Origin of the sequence: Pseudomonas sp. Ps21-P2, from assembly GCF_039672565.1 — a bacterium.
Lineage (GTDB): Bacteria > Pseudomonadota > Gammaproteobacteria > Pseudomonadales > Pseudomonadaceae > Aquipseudomonas.
On the sequence record NZ_JBDFPL010000006.1, the window covers coordinates 321845 to 338918 of the forward strand.

The window sequence follows — 17074 nt, forward strand, 5'->3', positions numbered from 1 at the left end:
GGCATGTTCGAGAGCACGTTCACCTGGAACGACCTGCAATTCATGCTTCAGGGCGCCTGGGTCACGATTTTGCTGACCGTGGTGTCGATGATCATCGGCACGCTGGCCGGGGTGGTCTGCGGCATGGCCCGCGCCCTCCTGCCGCGCAGCACGATTCCGCTGGCATGGGTGCTGGACGTGTTCCGCAGCGTGCCGTTGCTGATTCAGTTCGTGCTGTTCAACGCGCTGAAAAGCATCGTCGGCCTGAACTGGAGCGCCTTCGCCGTGGCCTGCGTGGTGTTGGGGCTGTATGTCACCGCTTATTGCACGGAGATCGTGCGCAGCGGCGTGCTGTCGGTACCGCTCACGTTGCGCCGCGCCAGCCGTTCCCTGGGCCTGACGTACTGGCAGGACCTGCGCCAGATCGTCATGCCGATGGCCACCCGCGTGGCGTTTCCCGGCTGGATCAACCTGCTGCTGGGGGTGATGAAAGACACCGCGCTGGTGATGTGGATCGGCATCGTCGAACTGCTGCGCGCCTCGCAAACCATCGTCACGCGCATTCAGGAGCCGCTGTTGGTGCTGTGCATCGCCGGCCTGATTTATTACGTCATGAGTCTGGTGGTCGCCCGGTTGGGCGCCCGGCTGGAAACGAGGTGGCAGGAAAATGATTGAGATCGACAACGTGCACAAGTCATTCGGCGAGCTTGAGGTCATCAAGGGCGTGAGCCTGCAGGTGAACAAGGGTGAAGTGGTGTCGATCATCGGCGGTTCGGGCTCGGGCAAGTCGACGCTGCTGATGTGCATCAACGGGCTGGAATCGATCAAGAGCGGCAGCATTCGCGTCGATGGCACCGAGGTGCATGCCCGGGGCACGGACATCAACAAGCTGCGGCAGAAAATCGGCATCGTCTTTCAGCAGTGGAACGCGTTTCCCCATCTGACGGTGCTGGAAAACGTCATGCTCGCCCCGCGCACGGTGCTGGGCAAAAGCAAGGCCGAAGCCGAGGCGCTGGCGGTCAAGCAACTGACCCATGTGGGCCTGGGTGACAAGTTGAAGGTGTTCCCCGGCAAGCTGTCGGGCGGTCAGCAACAGCGCATGGCGATAGCCCGGGCGCTGGCGATGTCGCCGGATTACATGCTGTTCGACGAAGCGACGTCGGCACTCGATCCGCAACTGGTGGGCGAGGTGCTGGACACCATGCGCATGCTGGCCGAGGACGGCATGACGATGATTCTGGTGACCCACGAAATCCGCTTCGCCCGGGACGTGTCCGACCGCGTGGCGTTTTTCCGCAACGGGCTGGTGCACGAGATCGGCACGCCGGATCAGGTGATCGGCAACCCGCAACGGCCGGAGACGGCGGATTTTTTGCGATCAATCAACTAGAGCCATTTCAGGAGGGCCTTAGGTCATGCGCTCAACGAAAGTGATTCATGTGGTCAGTTGTCACGCTGAAGGTGAGGTGGGCGATGTGATTGTCGGCGGGGTTGCGCCGCCGCCGGGCGACACGATCTGGGAGCAGTCGCGCTGGATCGAGAAGGACAACGTGCTGCGCAATTTCATGCTCAACGAGCCACGCGGCGGGGTGTTCCGTCACGTCAATCTGCTGGTGCCGCCCAAGCACCCGAAAGCGCAGATGGGCTGGATCATCATGGAACCGGCCGACGTGCCGCCGATGTCTGGCTCCAACTCCCTGTGCGTGGCGACGGTGCTGCTGGACAGCGGGATTCTGCCGATGACCGAGCCGGAAACCCGCCTGATCCTGGAGGCGCCCGGTGGGTTGATTGAGGCGATTGCCCAGTGCCGCGACGGCAAGGTGACGAGCGTCGAGGTGCACAACCACCCGTCGTTCGCCGATCAGCTGGACGTGTGGATCGAGGTGCCAGGATTGGGTTCGATTCAGGTGGATACCGCCTATGGCGGCGACAGTTTTGCCATCGTCGATTCGGTGAAGCTGGGCTTTTCGTTGACCGCTGATGAGGCGAAGGACCTAGTGGACACCGGCCTGAAAATCACCAAGGCCGCCAATGAGCAGCTGGGTTTCAGCCATCCGTTGAACAAGGACTGGAATCACATTTCCTTCTGCCAGATCGCCGCGCCGGTCAGTTTCGACGGCGGCGTGGCCCATGCGGCCAACGCGGTGGTGATTCGTCCCGGCAAAATCGACCGCTCGCCGTGCGGCACCGGCTGTTCGGCACGGCTGGCGGTGTTGCATGCGAAGGGCCAGCTGAAGGTGGGCGACCGGTTTATCGGGCGCTCGATCATTGGCTCGGAGTTTCACTGCAGGATTCAGAGCGAGACCGAGGTGGCCGGGCGCAAGGCGATCATCCCGAGCCTGTCCGGGCGGGCGTGGATCACCGGCACGCACCAGCACATGCTCGACCCGAGCGATCCGTGGCCAGAGGGGTACAAGTTGAGTGATACCTGGCCGGTGGGGTTGAAGCTGTAGATGCTGCGTCGGTTTGCGAATGATTGCACAGCCGATTTGGCTGGACGCATGCAAATCCTGTGGGAGCGAGCTTGCTCGCGAATGCGGTACGTCTGCGATGGATGTGGTGACAAATACACCGCATTCGCGAGCAAGCTCACTCCTACAGGGGACCGAGGCAGTCTGAGATGCCGTTGAAACACCCAATACCCGGGCGTTCTCCGCGGAAACAATAACGTATACGAAATACCTTTATCCAATCAGGAGTCAATCATGAGCCAGTCCGTGTCCTGGAGCGGGGTCTTCCCTGCCGTTACTACGCAATTCAACGACGATTTCTCCCTCAATCTGGAGGCCACCCATAAGGTCATTTCCAATTTGGTGCGCGATGGCGTGTCGGGGCTGGTGATCTGCGGGACCGTGGGGGAAAACACCTCGTTGAGCGTCGCCGAAAAGATCAGCCTGGTGGAAGCCGCCAAAGACGCCTCGGCCGGGCGCGTGCCGGTGATTTCCGGCATTGCCGAGTTCACCAGCGCCAATGCCAGTGCTGTCGCCAAAGAAGTGCAGAAAGCCGGTGCCGACGGGATCATGCTGATGCCGGCGCTGGTGTACTCGGCCAAGCCCTTCGAAACTGCCACCCACTTCCGCACCGTGGCCGCCGCCACCGACCTGCCGATGATGGTTTACAACAACCCGCCGATCTACAAGAACGACGTCACGCCGGACATCCTCATCTCCCTGGCGGACTGCGACACCATCGTGTGTTTCAAGGATTCGTCGGGCAACACCAACCGCTTCATCGACGTGCGCAATGAAGTGGGGGATCGCTTCGTGCTGTTTGCGGGCCTGGATGACGTGTTGGTGGAGAGCGTCGCGGTGGGCGCGGTGGGCTGGGTGTCGGGGATGTCCAACGCCTTCCCGAAAGAGGGCGAAACGTTGTTCCGTCTGGCCAAGGCCGGGCGTTTTGCCGAGGCGATGGCGCTGTATGAGTGGTTCATGCCCCTGCTGCACCTGGATGCGCGTCCGGACCTGGTGCAGTGCATCAAGCTGTGCGAAGCAATCATGGAACGCGGCAGCGCCCTCACCCGCCCACCGCGCCTGGCGCTGCCGGACAGTGATCGGGAATATGTCGAGCAGTTGATGAAGACTGCGCTGGCGAACAAGCCGGTGTTGCCGGATGTGGGGCTTTGATGCGCTTGGTTTTTGGGTGAACCGATCCGCGTGTTTTGGCGTAGATCTGTGGTGTTCAAACCGGCCTCTTCCCGGCTGAAGCCGGTCCTACTGACGGAACTCGCGACCATAGTAGGACCGGCTTTAGCCGGGAACCGGGATGTCGGCGTTACACATTCACCACATTCACAAACCGCGAGGCGGCGGTTTCGTCGATGCGCAGGTTGGTGAAGTCGAACAGGTTGCGGTCCGCCAATTGTGAGGGCTGGACGTTCTGCAGGCTGCGGAAAATCATGTCGGAGCGGCCCGGGGTCTTGCGGTCCCATTCCTGCAGCATCTCCTTGACCACCTGACGCTGCAGGTTTTCCTGGGAGCCGCACAGGTTGCACGGGATGATCGGGAATTGCTTGAAGTCCGAATAGGCCTGAATGTCCTTCTCGGCGCAATACGCCAGCGGACGAATCACCACGTTGCGGCCATCGTCGGCGCGCAGCTTGGGCGGCATGGCCTTGATGCTGCCCTGGAAAAACATGTTCAGGAAAAACGTCTCGACGATGTCGTCTCGGTGGTGACCCAGCGCCATCTTGGTCGCGCCGATTTCATCCGCAAACGTATACAGCGTGCCGCGACGCAGGCGCGAACACAGCGAGCACGTGGTCCGGCCCTCTGGCACCAGCTCCTTGACCACCGAATAGGTGTCTTTCTCGACGATGTGGTACTCGACGCCCAGTTGCTCCAGGTACGCCGGCAGGACGTGCTCGGGAAAGCCCGGCTGTTTCTGGTCCATGTTCACCGCGACGATGTCGAACTTGATCGGCGCGACTTTCTGCAAATGCAGCAGCACATCCAGCAGCGTGTAACTGTCTTTGCCGCCGGACAGGCAGACCATCACCTTGTCGCCCTCTTCAATCATGTTGTAGTCGGCCACCGCTTCGCCCGCGAGCCGACGCAGACGCTTCTGCAGTTTGTTCTGATTGACTGAAAGGGTGCCCATGGCGCTGGTATCCGCTCGCTGTGGTGGGAAGAGACGTGGGGAAAGGGTCGGCATTTTACGCAAAAAGACCGGCTCGGGTAATGGCTGTCGCGGGTGGAACCACCGTCGATATGGAGGGCCCTTGATCGCCAACCGCTATTAACAGCGCCTTTGAACGCCTCAATCGCTCTAACGCCTCCGGTTTACGGGTGCTCAGCTTTCTATACTGACCTGAGAGGTCCCAGCCATTTCCCTTGCTCGACTGTGACCTTGTCCTGACGGCATCTGCAGTCGGGCTTCGTGGGAAGCGGCGGCACACATCACGGGAGTAACGGACATGATCCATCACGTCTTGGGGCTGTTCACCCACCCCGATCAGGAATGGCAACAGATACGCGGCGAAGGTGAAGAAAGCATCGGCCATATGTACTTCACCCACACGCTGATCCTGGCGGCGATCCCGGCGGTGTCGGCGTACATCGGAACGACCCAGGTGGGCTGGCAGATCGGCGACCGCGCGCCGGTCATGCTGACCAGCGATAGCGCGGTGTGGATGGCGCTGATGTCGTACATCGCCATGCTCGCCGGCGTCGGCATTATGGGCGGCTTCATCCACTGGATGGCGCGCACCTATGACGCGACACCCAGCCTGGCGCGCTGCGTGGCCTTCGCGACCTACACGGCGACGCCGCTGTTCCTCGGCGGGCTGGCCGCGCTGTACCCGCACATGTGGCTGGGGATGATGGTCGGGCTGGCGGCGGTCTGCTACACGGTGTACCTGCTGTACGTCGGTCTGCCGGTGTTCATGGGCGTGCACCCGGACGAAGGCTTCATGTTCTCAAGCTCGGTGCTGGCGGTCGGGCTGGTGGTGTTGGTGGCGATCGTGGCGTTTACGGTGGTGCTGTGGGGCGTGGGGATCGGTACTGAATTCACCAGTTAGTACCCGGTGACCATTCGGCGCTTTGGGTTTTGGCGGCACAGAAGCTTTGCGGCATACTCGCCTCCTCTGGAGACCGATGAAGCATGCTCGAACCACTCAACACCCGCGTCGAATCCTGCTACCAGCAAGCCGAAGACTTCTTCAAACGCCCTTTCAAACGTCCGGTCGTGAGCGTCAAACTGCGCGGCCAGAAGGCCGGCGTGGCACATCTGCACGAGAACATGCTGCGCTTCAATCCGCAGCTTTACCTGGAAAACAGTGAAGACTTTTTGCGCCAGACCGTTCCCCACGAGGTCGCGCACCTGGTCGCTCATCAACTGTTCGGCGACACCATTCAGCCCCACGGCGAGGAATGGCAGCTGATCATGCGCGGCGTCTACGAACTCCCGCCCAACCGCTGCCACACCTACGAAATCCAGCGCCGCAGCGTGACCCGCTACATCTACCGATGCCCGTGCCCGGAGAGCGATTTCCCGTTCACCGCCCAGCGCCACAAGCTGGTGCGCAAAGGCCGGCGCTACCTGTGCAAACGCTGCCGGGAGATTCTGGTGTTCAGCGGCGAGACGCGGGTGGAGTGACTCCCCGCTTTCTCAAGTGGCTGCAAGCAAGTCTTCGCGAGCAAGCTCGCTCCCACAGGGTTGGAGTGAACTCGGGACCTTGTTAAAGCCACTGAGGTTGCGCACGAGTGACCGGGGTGGACTGGGACCTTGGTAACGCCGCTGGACTTGTGGGAGTGAGCTTGCTCACGAAGAGGCCAGGGCAGTCAGCAATTTTCTCAAGTGGCTGCAAGTAAGTCTTCGCGAGCAAGCTCGCTCCCACAGGATTGGAGTGGACTCGGGACCTTGTTAAAGCCACTGAGGTTGCGCACGAGAGGCCGGGGCATTCGATTGACCCGGCCTTCAGATTTCACCCAAACACCCCCGCCTCACCCATCGACTCAATCTCCTGCGCGCTGAACCCCGCTTCGGCCAGCACCTGCGCAGAGTGCGCGCCGACGGCCACGCCGATGTGCCGGGGCGCGGGCAGTCCTTCTGAGAACTTCACCGGGCAGGCCATCTGCACCTGAGCGCTGCCGTCACCGCGGGGCACCTGCGCCAGCATCTGGCGCGCCTGAATGTGCGGGTGCTGCGTGGCTTCGGAGAAACTCAGCACGGGCTCGACACAGGCATCGATCCCGGCGAACAGCGCTTCCAGCTGATCAGAACTGCGGCGCTCGAACTCGATTTCCAGCTCACGCCTGAGCGAGGCCTGTTGTTCGGCGGCAAACGAGAGCCCAAGCCTCGCCAGTTCCGGTCGTCCCAGCGCGGCACACATCCTGTGGAGAAACGCCGGCTCCAGCCCTCCCACCGAAAACCACCTGCCGTCGCGGCTGCGGTAGTAATCGTAGAAGCTGCCGCCGTTGAGCATCTGCGTCTCCCGATCGGGCTCAACGCCGGCCGCCAGATACCCCGCGCCCGCCAGGGCATTCAGGCTGAACGCGCAATCGGTCATGCTGACGTCGACGTACTGGCCCTGCCCGGTTTGATGGCGCGCCACCACCGCCGCGAGCAAACCGATGACCCCGTGCAGCGAACCGCCAGCCACATCCGCGACCTGCACGCCCAGGGGCAACGGCCCGCTGTCCTGGCGCCCGGTGTGGCTGGCCAGCCCGGCCACGGCCATGTAATTGATGTCGTGGCCGGCGCGATCGCGGTAGGGCCCGGTCTGCCCGTAACCGGTGATGGCGACGTAGATCAGCCGCGGATTGATCGCCTTCAACGCCTCATACCCAATCCCCAGCCGGTCCATTACGCCCGGCCGAAACTGCTCCAGCACGATGTCGTAATCCGCCACCAGTCGCTTGATCACCTCGATGGCCTGAGGCCGTTTGAGGTCCAGCGCCAGGCTGCGTTTGTTGCGGTTGAGGTAAGCGTGGCTGGCCGAGATGCCATGGTCATGGGGCGGCAATTCCCGCAGCAGATCCGTGCGGGTGGGCGACTCGATGCGCAACACCTCGGCGCCCATGTCCGCCAGCAGCAGCGAAGCGAATGGCCCGGGCAGCAATGTCGAAAAATCGAGGGCTTTGAGCGATGACAGCGGACCGTGCATGGGGCGTTCTCAGATGGCCGGCAAGGGGCTCAGAGTAGGTGCGATTCGCCCATAAAAAAAGCCTGTCCGAAGACAGGCTTTTTCAACAACCCTTACCGCTGACGCGTGTTACGAACGCAGCTTACGAACGTACAACAGGGGTAGGCGCAGTTTCGGCCACACCCAGGTCGTCGGTAGGAGCGGTGTTGTCGATGGCACGACCGCCGGAGGCCAGCTCGGACTGCATCTGCGGAACGTCCAGCTCACCGACCCACTTGGCGACAACCAGGGTTGCCACAGCGTTACCGCACAGGTTGGTCAGGGCGCGGGCTTCGGACATGAAGCGGTCGATGCCCAGGATCAGCGCCAGACCGGCGACCGGCAGCGTGCCGACGGCAGACAGGGTGGCGGCCAGTACGATGAAGCCGGAACCGGTCACGCCTGCCGCACCTTTGGACGACAGCAGCAGCACCAGCAACAGGGTGATCTGATGGGTGATGTCCATGTGGGTGTTGGTGGCCTGAGCGATGAACACCGCAGCCATGGTCAGGTAGATCGAGGTACCGTCGAGGTTGAACGAGTAACCGGTCGGGATCACCAGACCCACAACGGATTTCTTCGCGCCCAGACGCTCCATCTTGATCAGCATGCGTGGCAGTGCCGACTCGGACGACGAGGTACCCAGCACGATCAGCAGTTCTTCGCGGATGTACTTGATCAGCTTGAGGATGCTGAAGCCGTGAGCGCGAGCGATGGCACCCAGCACCACCAGCACGAACAGCAGGCAGGTGATGTAGAAGCACAGCATCAGTTGGCCGAGCTGCACCAGCGAGCTGACGCCGTAGGCACCGATGGTGAACGCCATGGCACCCAGCGCGCCCAGCGGGGCGAGCTTCATGATCATGTTGATGATGTTGAACATGATGTGGGCGAAGCGATCGATGAAGTCCAGGATCGGCTTGCCGTAGGCGCCCAGGCGGTGCAGGGCGAAACCGAAGATCACCGAGAACATCAGCACTTGCAGGATGTCGCCGTTGGCGAACGCGCCGACGATGGTGTTCGGGATGACGTTGAGGATGAAGCCGACGATGCTCTGGTCTTTACCAGCGGTCACATAGGCCGCGACCTTGGAAGCGTCGAGGGTGGACACGTCGATGTTCATGCCGGCGCCCGGCTGGACGACGTTGACCACGATCAGGCCGATGATCAGCGAGATGGTCGAAACGATTTCGAAGTAGAGCAGCGCGTAGCCGCCGGTCTTGCCCACGGATTTCATGCTCTGCATGCCAGCGATGCCGCTGACGACGGTGCAGAAGATGATCGGTGCAATGACCATTTTGATCAGTTTGATGAACCCGTCACCCAGCGGTTTGAGCGTTACGGCAGTTTCGGGGTACCAGTGACCGAGGGCGATACCGACGATGATCGCGACGATCACCTGAGCGTACAGGGATTTATAGATGGGCTGACGAGTCGTCATTGCAGTTTCCTCAAGAGCATCGGTCTGCAACATTCCGGTTGCAGAGACGCCTAAAGTGCGAACCCTCCTGCTCGGAGGGATTTGTTTTTGTCGAGCTGCGCGCGGCAGACCTCTGCCCAGTGCATCGCAAGCACCGTGCCAGAGTTGTTAAATCGTGTGACAGGCCCGGATTCCGTGAACCGGCTGGTTAACGATAGACCCGTTGGCCGAAAGAGGGTGGCGGTTTTCCGCCGTTTGATGGCAAATCGTCCGCCACACTGGCGGGTATCCGCCTCGAGAGCCGTGCAAACCGCTTGAGCGGTTAGATGGCGAACTGGATGCGGAACGCCGCGCCGCCCAGTTCCGAATCGCCCAGGGTGAGCCGCGCGCCGTAGCTTTCGATGATGTCCTTGACCACCGCAAGCCCAATGCCCTGCCCCGGGTTTTGCGTGTCCAGCCGCTCGCCGCGTTCGAGAATCCGTGCGCGCTGGCTTTCCGGAACGCCCGGACCGTCGTCTTCGATGCACAGCTCGTCGCCCATCATCGATGACCGCCAGCTCACGCGCACTTCGCCGAGACACAGGCGGTAGGCGTTTTCCAGCAGGTTGCCGAGCATCTCCAGCAAGGCGCCCTCTTCCATCTGCACCTGGCAATTGTCCGGCAGGTCGAGCACCACGTTGACGCGCTTGTCGCGGTAGACCTTTTCCAGCGTGTTGCACAGGCTCTGCACCACGGGTTTGAGGGCCACGTGATAGCGCACCAGCCCGCTTTTTCGCAGGCTGGCGCGTTGCAACTGATAGCTGATCTGCTGGCTCATGCGTTCGATCTGCGATTGCAGAATCCGCGCCTGCTCCAGGTCTTCCGGCCGTTTGGCGATCTGCTCGCTGACGCCTTGCAGCACCGCGAGCGGGGTTTTCAGGCTGTGGGCGAGATCGTCGAGGGAGTCGCGGTAACGAATGCGTTGTTCACGTTCGCTGCGCAGCAGGCGGTTGAGGGAGTCGGTCAGGCGCAGCAGTTCGCTGGGGTGTTCTTCGCTCAGACTTTCCCGCGAGCCCGCCTCGACCTGATCCAGTTCCTGACTCATGCCCCGCAGCGCACGCAGACCCCAGGTCAACCCGCCCCACAGCAGGATCAACAGGACCAGCAGCGCGCCGCCAAAACCCAAATAGAGTTTTTCGCGCAGGCCGGAGATGGTTTCCTGGTATTCGCGCACCGGTTGAAGGGCGACGATGCTGTAGGCGGCATTGCGCCCGCCGAGCAGCTTGATTTCGACGTCGTAGACGAAGAACTCTTCGCCGTTGGGTTGGCGGATCTTGGCGAATTCGTTGCCGCGGCCGTCGTAGCGCGGCTGGTAGTCAATCGCTTCGTCTTCGGTGGCCCGGGAGCGCCACACCAGTTTGCCGGCGCGGTTATAGATGTAGCCGAGCAAGCGGCTGTCGGGCAGGGCGAACTGCTCGCCGGGCAGTAACGACGGCATCAGCAGGTGGTCGTCTTCGACACGGGCGGCGGAGATCAGCGTGGTGACGTCCGACGCCAGACGTTTTTCGATGGAGCTTTCCAGTGCCAGGCTGAAAGCGCTTTGCAGCGCCGGCAGCATGAGGAGCATGAAGATGACGGCCAAGGTCGCGGCGCCCAGCATCAGACGCAGGCGCAGCGAACGGATCATGTACAGCGCTCGGTAAACAGGTAGCCCAGGCCGCGCACGGTGTCGATCGGTTTAAAGCCGGCAGGCCCTTCGAGCTTGCGCCGCAGCCGGCCGACCAGCACTTCGATCACGTTCGGATCGCGCTCGTCATCGTCGGGGTACAGCTGTTCCATCAGGCGTTCCTTGGGCACCACTTGCTGGTGGTGACGCATGAGGTATTCGAGAATCCGGTATTCGTAGGCGGTCAGCGCCAGCGGCTGTTCGTCGAGCGACGCCTGCTTGCGGTTGAGGTCCAGGCTCAGCGGGCCGGCAACGATGGTCGAGTGGGTGAAACCGCTGGAACGGCGCAGCAGGGCGTTGAGGCGCGCTTCGAGTTCTTCGAACTGGAACGGCTTGACCACGTAGTCGTCGGCGCCGGCGGCCAGGCCTTCGACTTTGTCCTGCCAGTTGCCGCGTGCGGTCAGGATGAGGATCGGGAACGCCTTGTTCTGCACGCGCAGTTGACGGATCAGGTCGAGACCGCCGACACCCGGCAGGCCCAGGTCGATGACCGCCAGATCGTGGTTGAACTGGCCCGCCTGATACAACGCTTCCTCGGCGTTGCCCACCGCCTCGACGACGTGACCGCTTTCGGTCAAACGGGTCTGCAGGTGGTGACGCAGCAGGGCTTCATCTTCGACAACCAGCAATTTCATGACGCTCTCCCAGGCAAAGGCAACCCTCTATTTTCAAGAGTTTCAACGACGCTGCCGAGCGCGTGCAGTGTGACGAGCCCGGCAGCGATTGTGCAATCCAGACACCGCGAAAAACAGGCTGGCGGCTTATAAAATTGGCTTATAAAACGTGGTGGACGGGTAAATAGGTGTGCTGACTCTCGCTCAGACTCAGCGAAGGCGGTTGCTGCACGGTGCGGATCGGTAAGCGGGTGTCGAACAGTCTAGTCGTGCCTGGCAAGGACGCCTGTGGATCGTAAGCGGTCGGAAGATTGGCCGTTTGAACGCTTACACCGTTGACGCGGGCGGTGAGATTTCCGTAGCCGGTGGCGTAGGGATCATCCACAGGCTGCTGGCTGAAGGTCTGGCTCCAGCCGCCGACTTGAGTGCCGGTGGCAAGGCTGCGGCGCAGGCCGTTGATGCGGTCGGCGCGTTCGGTGTTTTTGCCGAAATCGGTGCGGGACACGTCCGCATTGCCATCAGCCGCTTGCGCCGCCGCGCTGCTGCCAAGAAACGCCAGCGCCAGAAAGAGCTTGTTGAACGTCAGCATGAGCAGGTCCTCCGGCGCCAGGCGCCTTGTTGGGTACGGTTTGGAGCATACGCAGCCAGCGCTGAACCCCTCCTGAACATGTACTGGACCAGAACATTCGTCAGCAAGCTGACTCCCACAGGTTCTGTGCATGACGCTGAAGTCTCGGGGCAACACACACCTCCTGTAGGTGTGAGCTTGCTCGCGAAAGCGGTCTGCCTGCGCCATCCACTCCGCCAGACCCACCGCATTCGTCAGCAAGCTGACTCCCACAGGTTCTGCGCATGACGCTGAAGTCTCGGGGCAACACACATCCCCTGTAGGAGTGAGCTTGCTCGCGAATGCTTTCTGCCTGTGCCATCCACTTCGCCTGACCCACCGCATTCGCCAGCAAGCTGACTCCCACAGGTTTTGTGCATGACGCTGAAATCCGGGGCAACACACATCTCCTGTAGGAGTGAGCTTGCTCGCGAATGCCTCCTGCCTGTGCCATCACCTCGCCTGACCCACCGCATTCGTCAGCAAGCTGACTCCCACAGGTTCTGTGCATGACGCTGAAGTCTCTGGGCAACACACATCCACTGTAGGAGTGAGCTTGCTCGCGAATGCGGTCTGCCTGTGCCATCAACTCTGCCTGACCCACCGCATTCGTCAGCAAGCTGACTCCCACAGGTTTTGTGCTCGCCTTGGATCTTGCATTCACTGGAATGCAGTTCTGCGCATGACGCTGAAATCCCGGGCAACGCAGGCCATTGTGGGAGCGAGCTTGCTCGCGAAGACGGTTTGCCTGCCCGCAAACCGGTTTTGCGCCCAACACCGCGGTTCCGGCAGAATGCCGGGCATGACTCAATCCCCGACACTGCCCGACTGTTGCCCTGCCCTCACCGCTCACTGGCCCTTGCCCCATGGGCTGGCGGAGGTGGTGTTGGTGAGCAGCCGGTTCGATCCGCAAAAGCTCATCGACGGCGATTTTCAGCGCTGTCTCATCGAACCGCCCGCCTCCATTCAGCGGTCGGTGGCCAAGCGAAAGACGGAATTCCTCGCCGGTCGTCTGTGCGCGCGGGAGGCGATGCGCCAGTTGGACGGCCGCACCCACGTCCCCCTGATTGGCGAAGACCGCGCGCCGATCTGGCCGCAGGACATCACCGGTTCGATCACCCACAGCACCGGCTGGGCCGCCGCGATCGTCGCGCGCAAAACGGACTGGCGCGGATTGGGCCTGGACGTCGAACAGCTGATGAGCAACGAGCGTGCCGTGCGTCTGGCCGGAGAGATTCTGACGCCTGCGGAAATGCAGCGCCTGAACGCCGGGCCCGAGCATGAAACAGCCAAGGTCGTCACCCTGACCTTTTCCCTGAAAGAAAGCCTGTTCAAGGCGCTCTACCCCATCGTGCTCAAGCGCTTCTATTTCGAGGACGCCGAGTTGCTGGATTGGTCAGACGACGGTAACGCGCGGCTGCGGCTGAAAATTGATCTGTCGGCGGAATGGCATAACGGCAAGGAGCTGGACGCGCAGTTCAGCGTGCAGGACGGGCAGCTGTTGAGTCTGGTGGCGATTCGGGGCTGACGGCCGCGCCCAATGGACAATGCTCACACCGCCCCACCCATTCCACCCGATAACTTAGGCAGCATGTGCGCCGCTGCCGAACCGTCTGCCCATCCCTTTCTATATAGCTAACGGATTGGAACAGCGGATTGCGCCGCCCATCCGGCCTCAGCCGTTCACGCAACAAGCCATACCCTGCACCGAGAGAAACGTCGCTCGCCGCAGACAACTGCCGCAAGCAGGTTTCCAGATAATCCCCGGCGTTGCCCCACAGCACGGCCGCCGGCACATCGCCGTAGGCGCTCAAGCGGTCGATCACCTCTTGAAGACTCACCAACAGCGGCGCAAAACGCTCGAACGGGTTATCCGAAGACGGCACCTGCGTCACGGCCCCGTCAAACCTCACCCCATCCAGAAACCCCCGTTCGTGCAGGGCGAAACTCAGCCGGTCCAGCCCCAGCGGCCACCCCAGGCCATGGGCCAGACTCGCCACCACCACCGGCGGAATCAGCTGCATCGCGTAATACTTCATCCACTGCGACACCAGCACCGGCAACTGCTCCCTCACCAACTCCGGCCCATACACCTTCAGCAGCAAGCGATCCAGAGCCTCAGCCCGCAACAACTCGGTCAACGGCACAACAGGCCGCGTTTCATCGACCACCACCGTGCGGGCAAACCCGGCCAGCGCCCCGTCGAACATCACGCCTCCCCCTGCTGGCGAGGCCAGGTCAGGCTGAAACACGCGCCGCCGAGGGTCTGGCTGCGCCCGATCAGCGCGCGCCCGCCGTGCCAATGAATGATGCGGCGCACAATCGACAACCCCAAACCGTGCCCGCCCGACGCCCGGGTGCGGCTGTCGTCCAGGCGCATGAACGGCGTGAAGATCCGCTCCCAGGCACTTTCCGGCACGCCGGGGCCGTCGTCTTCGACGTCGATGCGACAGCGCTCCTCACCCAGTTCATAACCAATCCGCACCTCCGACTCGGCATGGCGCATGGCGTTGCTCAGCAGATTCTGCAGCGCGCGATGCAAATAACGCGGCTCGGCCTCCACCCAATGCTCGCCGTCCGATCCGACACGATGCAGCGCATCAACGCACTCCCCACGCCTGACACTGATATGCGGCCGCAGCGGCGCCAGTTCGGCAATCACCTGTTCGATCAGGGCGTCAAGGTCGATGCGCTGGAAATTCAGGGTCGGCGCGCCCTGCTCCAGGCGCGCGTAGGTGAGCATCTCGTCAACCAGCTTGTCGAGGTCCTGGATATCGCTGTCCATGCCGACCATGTATTTATGCCGCGCTTCGGGGGTCGTGGCGTCGTTGATCATTTCCAGCCCGAAACGCAACCGCGCCACCGGCGTGCGCAGCTCATGGGACACCGCGCGGACCAGTTCGCGCTGGATCATCAGCGAACGCTGCAGGTGTTCGGCCATGCCGTTAAACGCCAACGCCAGCCGCCCGACCGAATCCGCGCCTGCTGCAGGCACGCGGGTTTCCAGGCTGCCCTGGGCAATCTGCGTGGCCGCCGCTTCCAGCCCGCGCAGCCGATGCTCGAGCCGGCGCACCAGCAAATAAACCACCAGACCGATCAGGCACAAACCGAGAAAGGCGATAAGGATCAGCAGCTCCGGCGGATAGGGGTTCATCTGAAACAGCGGGCCGATCTCCAGCACCCACGGGGTCTCTCCGACGCCGGATAGCACGCGGATCGAATCGCCGCCTTTGCCCAGTGCCATCACCGTGTCGCCTTCGTCGATGCGTCGACGCTGGTCGTCGTCGACATCCAGCTTCTCCAGCCGGATCAGCTGCATGTCGAAGCCGAAACCTTTGCTCTGGCGCAACGCTTCCAGCCGCGCCGGCTGCTCATCGACCGGCAGACGCACCAGCTCGTCCAGCAACAGAAAGATCGTGGCGCGGGCCAGTTGCTCGCTGATCTGCCGCACCTCGCCGGTCAGCAGCAAGCCGCTGGACGGATTGCCCGACAACGCCGGCTCGACCTCCCGAAACACCTGCGCGGCATGGGGTCCGGTCTGTTCGACCACCACCTGCCCCCGACTCAGACGACTGCGCGCGCTGCCGTCCAGATGCGCGTGCTCGGCGGTTTCCAGTGTCAGCGGAATGCCCAGCAAGCGCTCCCACACCGCGAGGGCGCGAGTGCGTTCAATGTCATTCATGCCGCGCAGGTTGTCGGCCATCAACGTGAAGGTGCCGTGGGCCAACTGCTCGCGGTACTGCTCGGCGCGCACGGCGTTGACCAGGTGCAGGGTCAGCACCCCAAGCAGCGCCACCAGCACCAGAACGCCGAGCATGCCGCCATAAATGCGCAGGAAGATGGAGTTCATCGGTCAGCCGTCGCGCTTGGGGGATGGCATCTGCGCGGCCGCGTGGGGCACGAACAAGTAACCCTTGTTGCGCACGGTCTTGATCAGGCGCGGGTGATCGGGGTCGTCGCCGATGCGCGGGCGGATTTTCGAGATGCGCACGTCGATGGAGCGGTCCTGGCCGTCGTAGCCGACGCCGCGCAGGGCCGTGAAAATTTCCTCGCGAGAGAGAATGCGCCCGGCGTTGGCGACCAACAGCCACAACAGGTCGAATTCGGCGCTGGTCAGCTCGACGCTCTGGTCGTTGAGCCAGGCCTCGCGCAGGGCGTTGTCCACCACCAGCGCGCCGAATTCCAGCCGGTGCGGTTCCTCGGCGGGGCTTTCGGGCGCCTCGCTGCGCCGCAACAACGCATGGATGCGCGCGAGCAGCACCCGGGGATGCACCGGCTTACCCACGTAATCGTCGGCGCCCATGTCCAGGCCCTGGATCTGATCACTGTCGTCGGTGCGCGCGGTGAGCATCAGGATCGGGCCGTCATAGTGGCTGCGGACGGTGCGACAGATGCTCAGGCCGTCTTCGCCGGGCAGCATGAGGTCGAGGATTACCAGATCCGGCTGCTCATCGATGATGCGCCGGGCCGCCCGCGCGCCGTCCCCTTCCAGGCTCACGCGCAGGCCGTTGTTTTCGAGGTAGTCGCGGGTGAGCTCGGCCAGCCGCTGGTCATCCTCGACGATCAGCACCTGCCAGGGTTGTGGCTGCACGGTGAGGCTCCTTGTTTTTTCTTATTGATAGTGCTTGCGCATCGGGCTTTTGCGACAGCGTTAACGCCCGCTGAAATCTGCAAAAAATGATTTTGGCCGCCGACAAACCGCTCATGCCAGACGCCATGCGGCCTACACGGGATTTCCCTGTTTCACACACAAATTACACACAGCTTTATCCACAGGTCATGCGTTGCAGTAAGTGTCCGAAACGCATATCTTGTAGCCCTTCGACGGCGGAGACCCTACATGTGGGGTTTTTGCCTAAATCTCAAACACAAGTCAGGGCGCGATTTCAAGGTTTTTTTCTCGCGCGTTACCTGTGTACGAAGGGCTGAATAACCCCCGAATCTACCGCTCTGCCCCGCCAGCGCGAATGGCAGACCACCCAGCCTTGGGATCTGCGCGCAGCGGTACACGAGTTGCAACATCACATGCGCATTCTGCAACAGTTTTTCGGGTGACGGGCTCAAGTCCGGCACCCTTTTCGACTTCAACGCCAGGGAGGGTAAATCCACCTTCCCATTCGTCCTGAAG

Annotated in this window: 16 protein-coding genes; 7 read left to right on the forward strand and 9 right to left on the reverse strand. The window is 62.1% G+C overall.

Annotated features, from left to right (window positions below; genetic code table 11):
• Positions 1–3 precede the first annotated feature (3 nt).
• The 4 genes from ABEH28_RS17425 (at position 4) to ABEH28_RS17440 (ending at position 3602) form a co-directional block, all read left to right on the forward strand.
• Positions 4–654 (forward strand): amino acid ABC transporter permease, encoded by a 651-nt coding sequence (locus ABEH28_RS17425; protein WP_282371234.1) that lies wholly within the window; start codon positions 4–6, stop codon positions 652–654.
• A complete protein-coding gene (locus tag ABEH28_RS17430) occupies positions 647–1369 on the forward strand; it encodes an amino acid ABC transporter ATP-binding protein (RefSeq protein WP_065992809.1) in 723 nt (240 codons plus the stop codon). Before ABEH28_RS17425 ends, ABEH28_RS17430 begins: the two co-directional genes overlap by 8 nt.
• 25 nt (positions 1370–1394) lie before the next feature.
• Complete coding sequence (locus tag ABEH28_RS17435) at positions 1395–2432, forward strand: proline racemase family protein (RefSeq protein ID WP_346630658.1); 1038 nt, start codon at positions 1395–1397, stop codon at positions 2430–2432.
• 252 nt (positions 2433–2684) lie between these two features.
• Complete coding sequence (locus tag ABEH28_RS17440) at positions 2685–3602, forward strand: dihydrodipicolinate synthase family protein (protein ID WP_346630659.1); 918 nt, start codon at positions 2685–2687, stop codon at positions 3600–3602.
• A gap of 148 nt (positions 3603–3750) precedes the next feature.
• Here ABEH28_RS17440 and ttcA read toward each other — a convergent pair whose 3' ends face one another.
• Positions 3751–4575, reverse strand: coding sequence for a tRNA 2-thiocytidine(32) synthetase TtcA (gene ttcA, locus ABEH28_RS17445; protein WP_192172926.1), 825 nt, complete (start codon positions 4573–4575; stop codon positions 3751–3753).
• A 316-nt stretch (positions 4576–4891) separates the two neighbouring features.
• On the opposite strand from ttcA, the gene ABEH28_RS17450 reads away from it, so the two are divergent.
• A complete protein-coding gene (locus ABEH28_RS17450; RefSeq protein ID WP_346630660.1) occupies positions 4892–5494 on the forward strand; it encodes a Yip1 family protein in 603 nt (200 codons plus the stop codon).
• An 83-nt stretch (positions 5495–5577) separates the two neighbouring features.
• Complete coding sequence (locus ABEH28_RS17455) at positions 5578–6072, forward strand: SprT family zinc-dependent metalloprotease (RefSeq protein WP_265388771.1); 495 nt, start codon at positions 5578–5580, stop codon at positions 6070–6072.
• Between the two features lie 328 nt (positions 6073–6400).
• Here ABEH28_RS17455 and ABEH28_RS17460 read toward each other — a convergent pair whose 3' ends face one another.
• From ABEH28_RS17460 to ABEH28_RS17480, 5 genes are all read right to left on the reverse strand, one after another.
• On the reverse strand, positions 6401–7582 hold the full coding sequence (locus tag ABEH28_RS17460) for a CaiB/BaiF CoA-transferase family protein (RefSeq protein ID WP_346630661.1): 1182 nt from the start codon (positions 7580–7582) through the stop codon (positions 6401–6403).
• Between the two features lie 121 nt (positions 7583–7703).
• Positions 7704–9041, reverse strand: a complete 1338-nt coding sequence (locus ABEH28_RS17465) for a dicarboxylate/amino acid:cation symporter (RefSeq protein WP_192172930.1) — start codon at positions 9039–9041, stop codon at positions 7704–7706.
• Positions 9042–9342: 301 nt separating this feature from the next.
• Positions 9343–10686 (reverse strand): ATP-binding protein, encoded by a 1344-nt coding sequence (locus ABEH28_RS17470; protein ID WP_346627566.1) that lies wholly within the window; start codon positions 10684–10686, stop codon positions 9343–9345.
• Entirely contained in the window at positions 10683–11360 is a 678-nt protein-coding gene (locus ABEH28_RS17475) for a response regulator transcription factor (protein ID WP_133777011.1), read from the reverse strand. Before ABEH28_RS17475 ends, ABEH28_RS17470 begins: the two co-directional genes overlap by 4 nt.
• Positions 11361–11499: 139 nt before the next feature.
• Positions 11500–11928: a hypothetical protein gene (locus ABEH28_RS17480; protein ID WP_346630711.1), complete on the reverse strand. Its 429-nt coding sequence runs from the start codon at positions 11926–11928 to the stop codon at positions 11500–11502.
• Between the two features lie 820 nt (positions 11929–12748).
• Between ABEH28_RS17480 and ABEH28_RS17485 the strand changes: the two genes are divergently transcribed.
• Positions 12749–13474: a 4'-phosphopantetheinyl transferase gene (locus ABEH28_RS17485; protein WP_346630662.1), complete on the forward strand. Its 726-nt coding sequence runs from the start codon at positions 12749–12751 to the stop codon at positions 13472–13474.
• On the opposite strand, the gene fhuF is transcribed toward ABEH28_RS17485, so the two are convergent.
• The 3 genes from fhuF to ABEH28_RS17500 are packed head-to-tail and all read right to left on the reverse strand — an operon-like array spanning position 13425 to position 16537.
• Positions 13425–14198, reverse strand: a complete 774-nt coding sequence (gene fhuF, locus ABEH28_RS17490) for a siderophore-iron reductase FhuF (protein WP_346630663.1) — start codon at positions 14196–14198, stop codon at positions 13425–13427. The genes ABEH28_RS17485 and fhuF overlap by 50 nt on opposite strands.
• Positions 14156–15796, reverse strand: coding sequence for an ATP-binding protein (locus ABEH28_RS17495; RefSeq protein ID WP_346630664.1), 1641 nt, complete (start codon positions 15794–15796; stop codon positions 14156–14158). Before ABEH28_RS17495 ends, fhuF begins: the two co-directional genes overlap by 43 nt.
• 3 nt (positions 15797–15799) lie before the next feature.
• Positions 15800–16537: a response regulator gene (locus ABEH28_RS17500; RefSeq protein WP_346630665.1), complete on the reverse strand. Its 738-nt coding sequence runs from the start codon at positions 16535–16537 to the stop codon at positions 15800–15802.
• Positions 16538–17074: the final 537 nt, after the last annotated feature.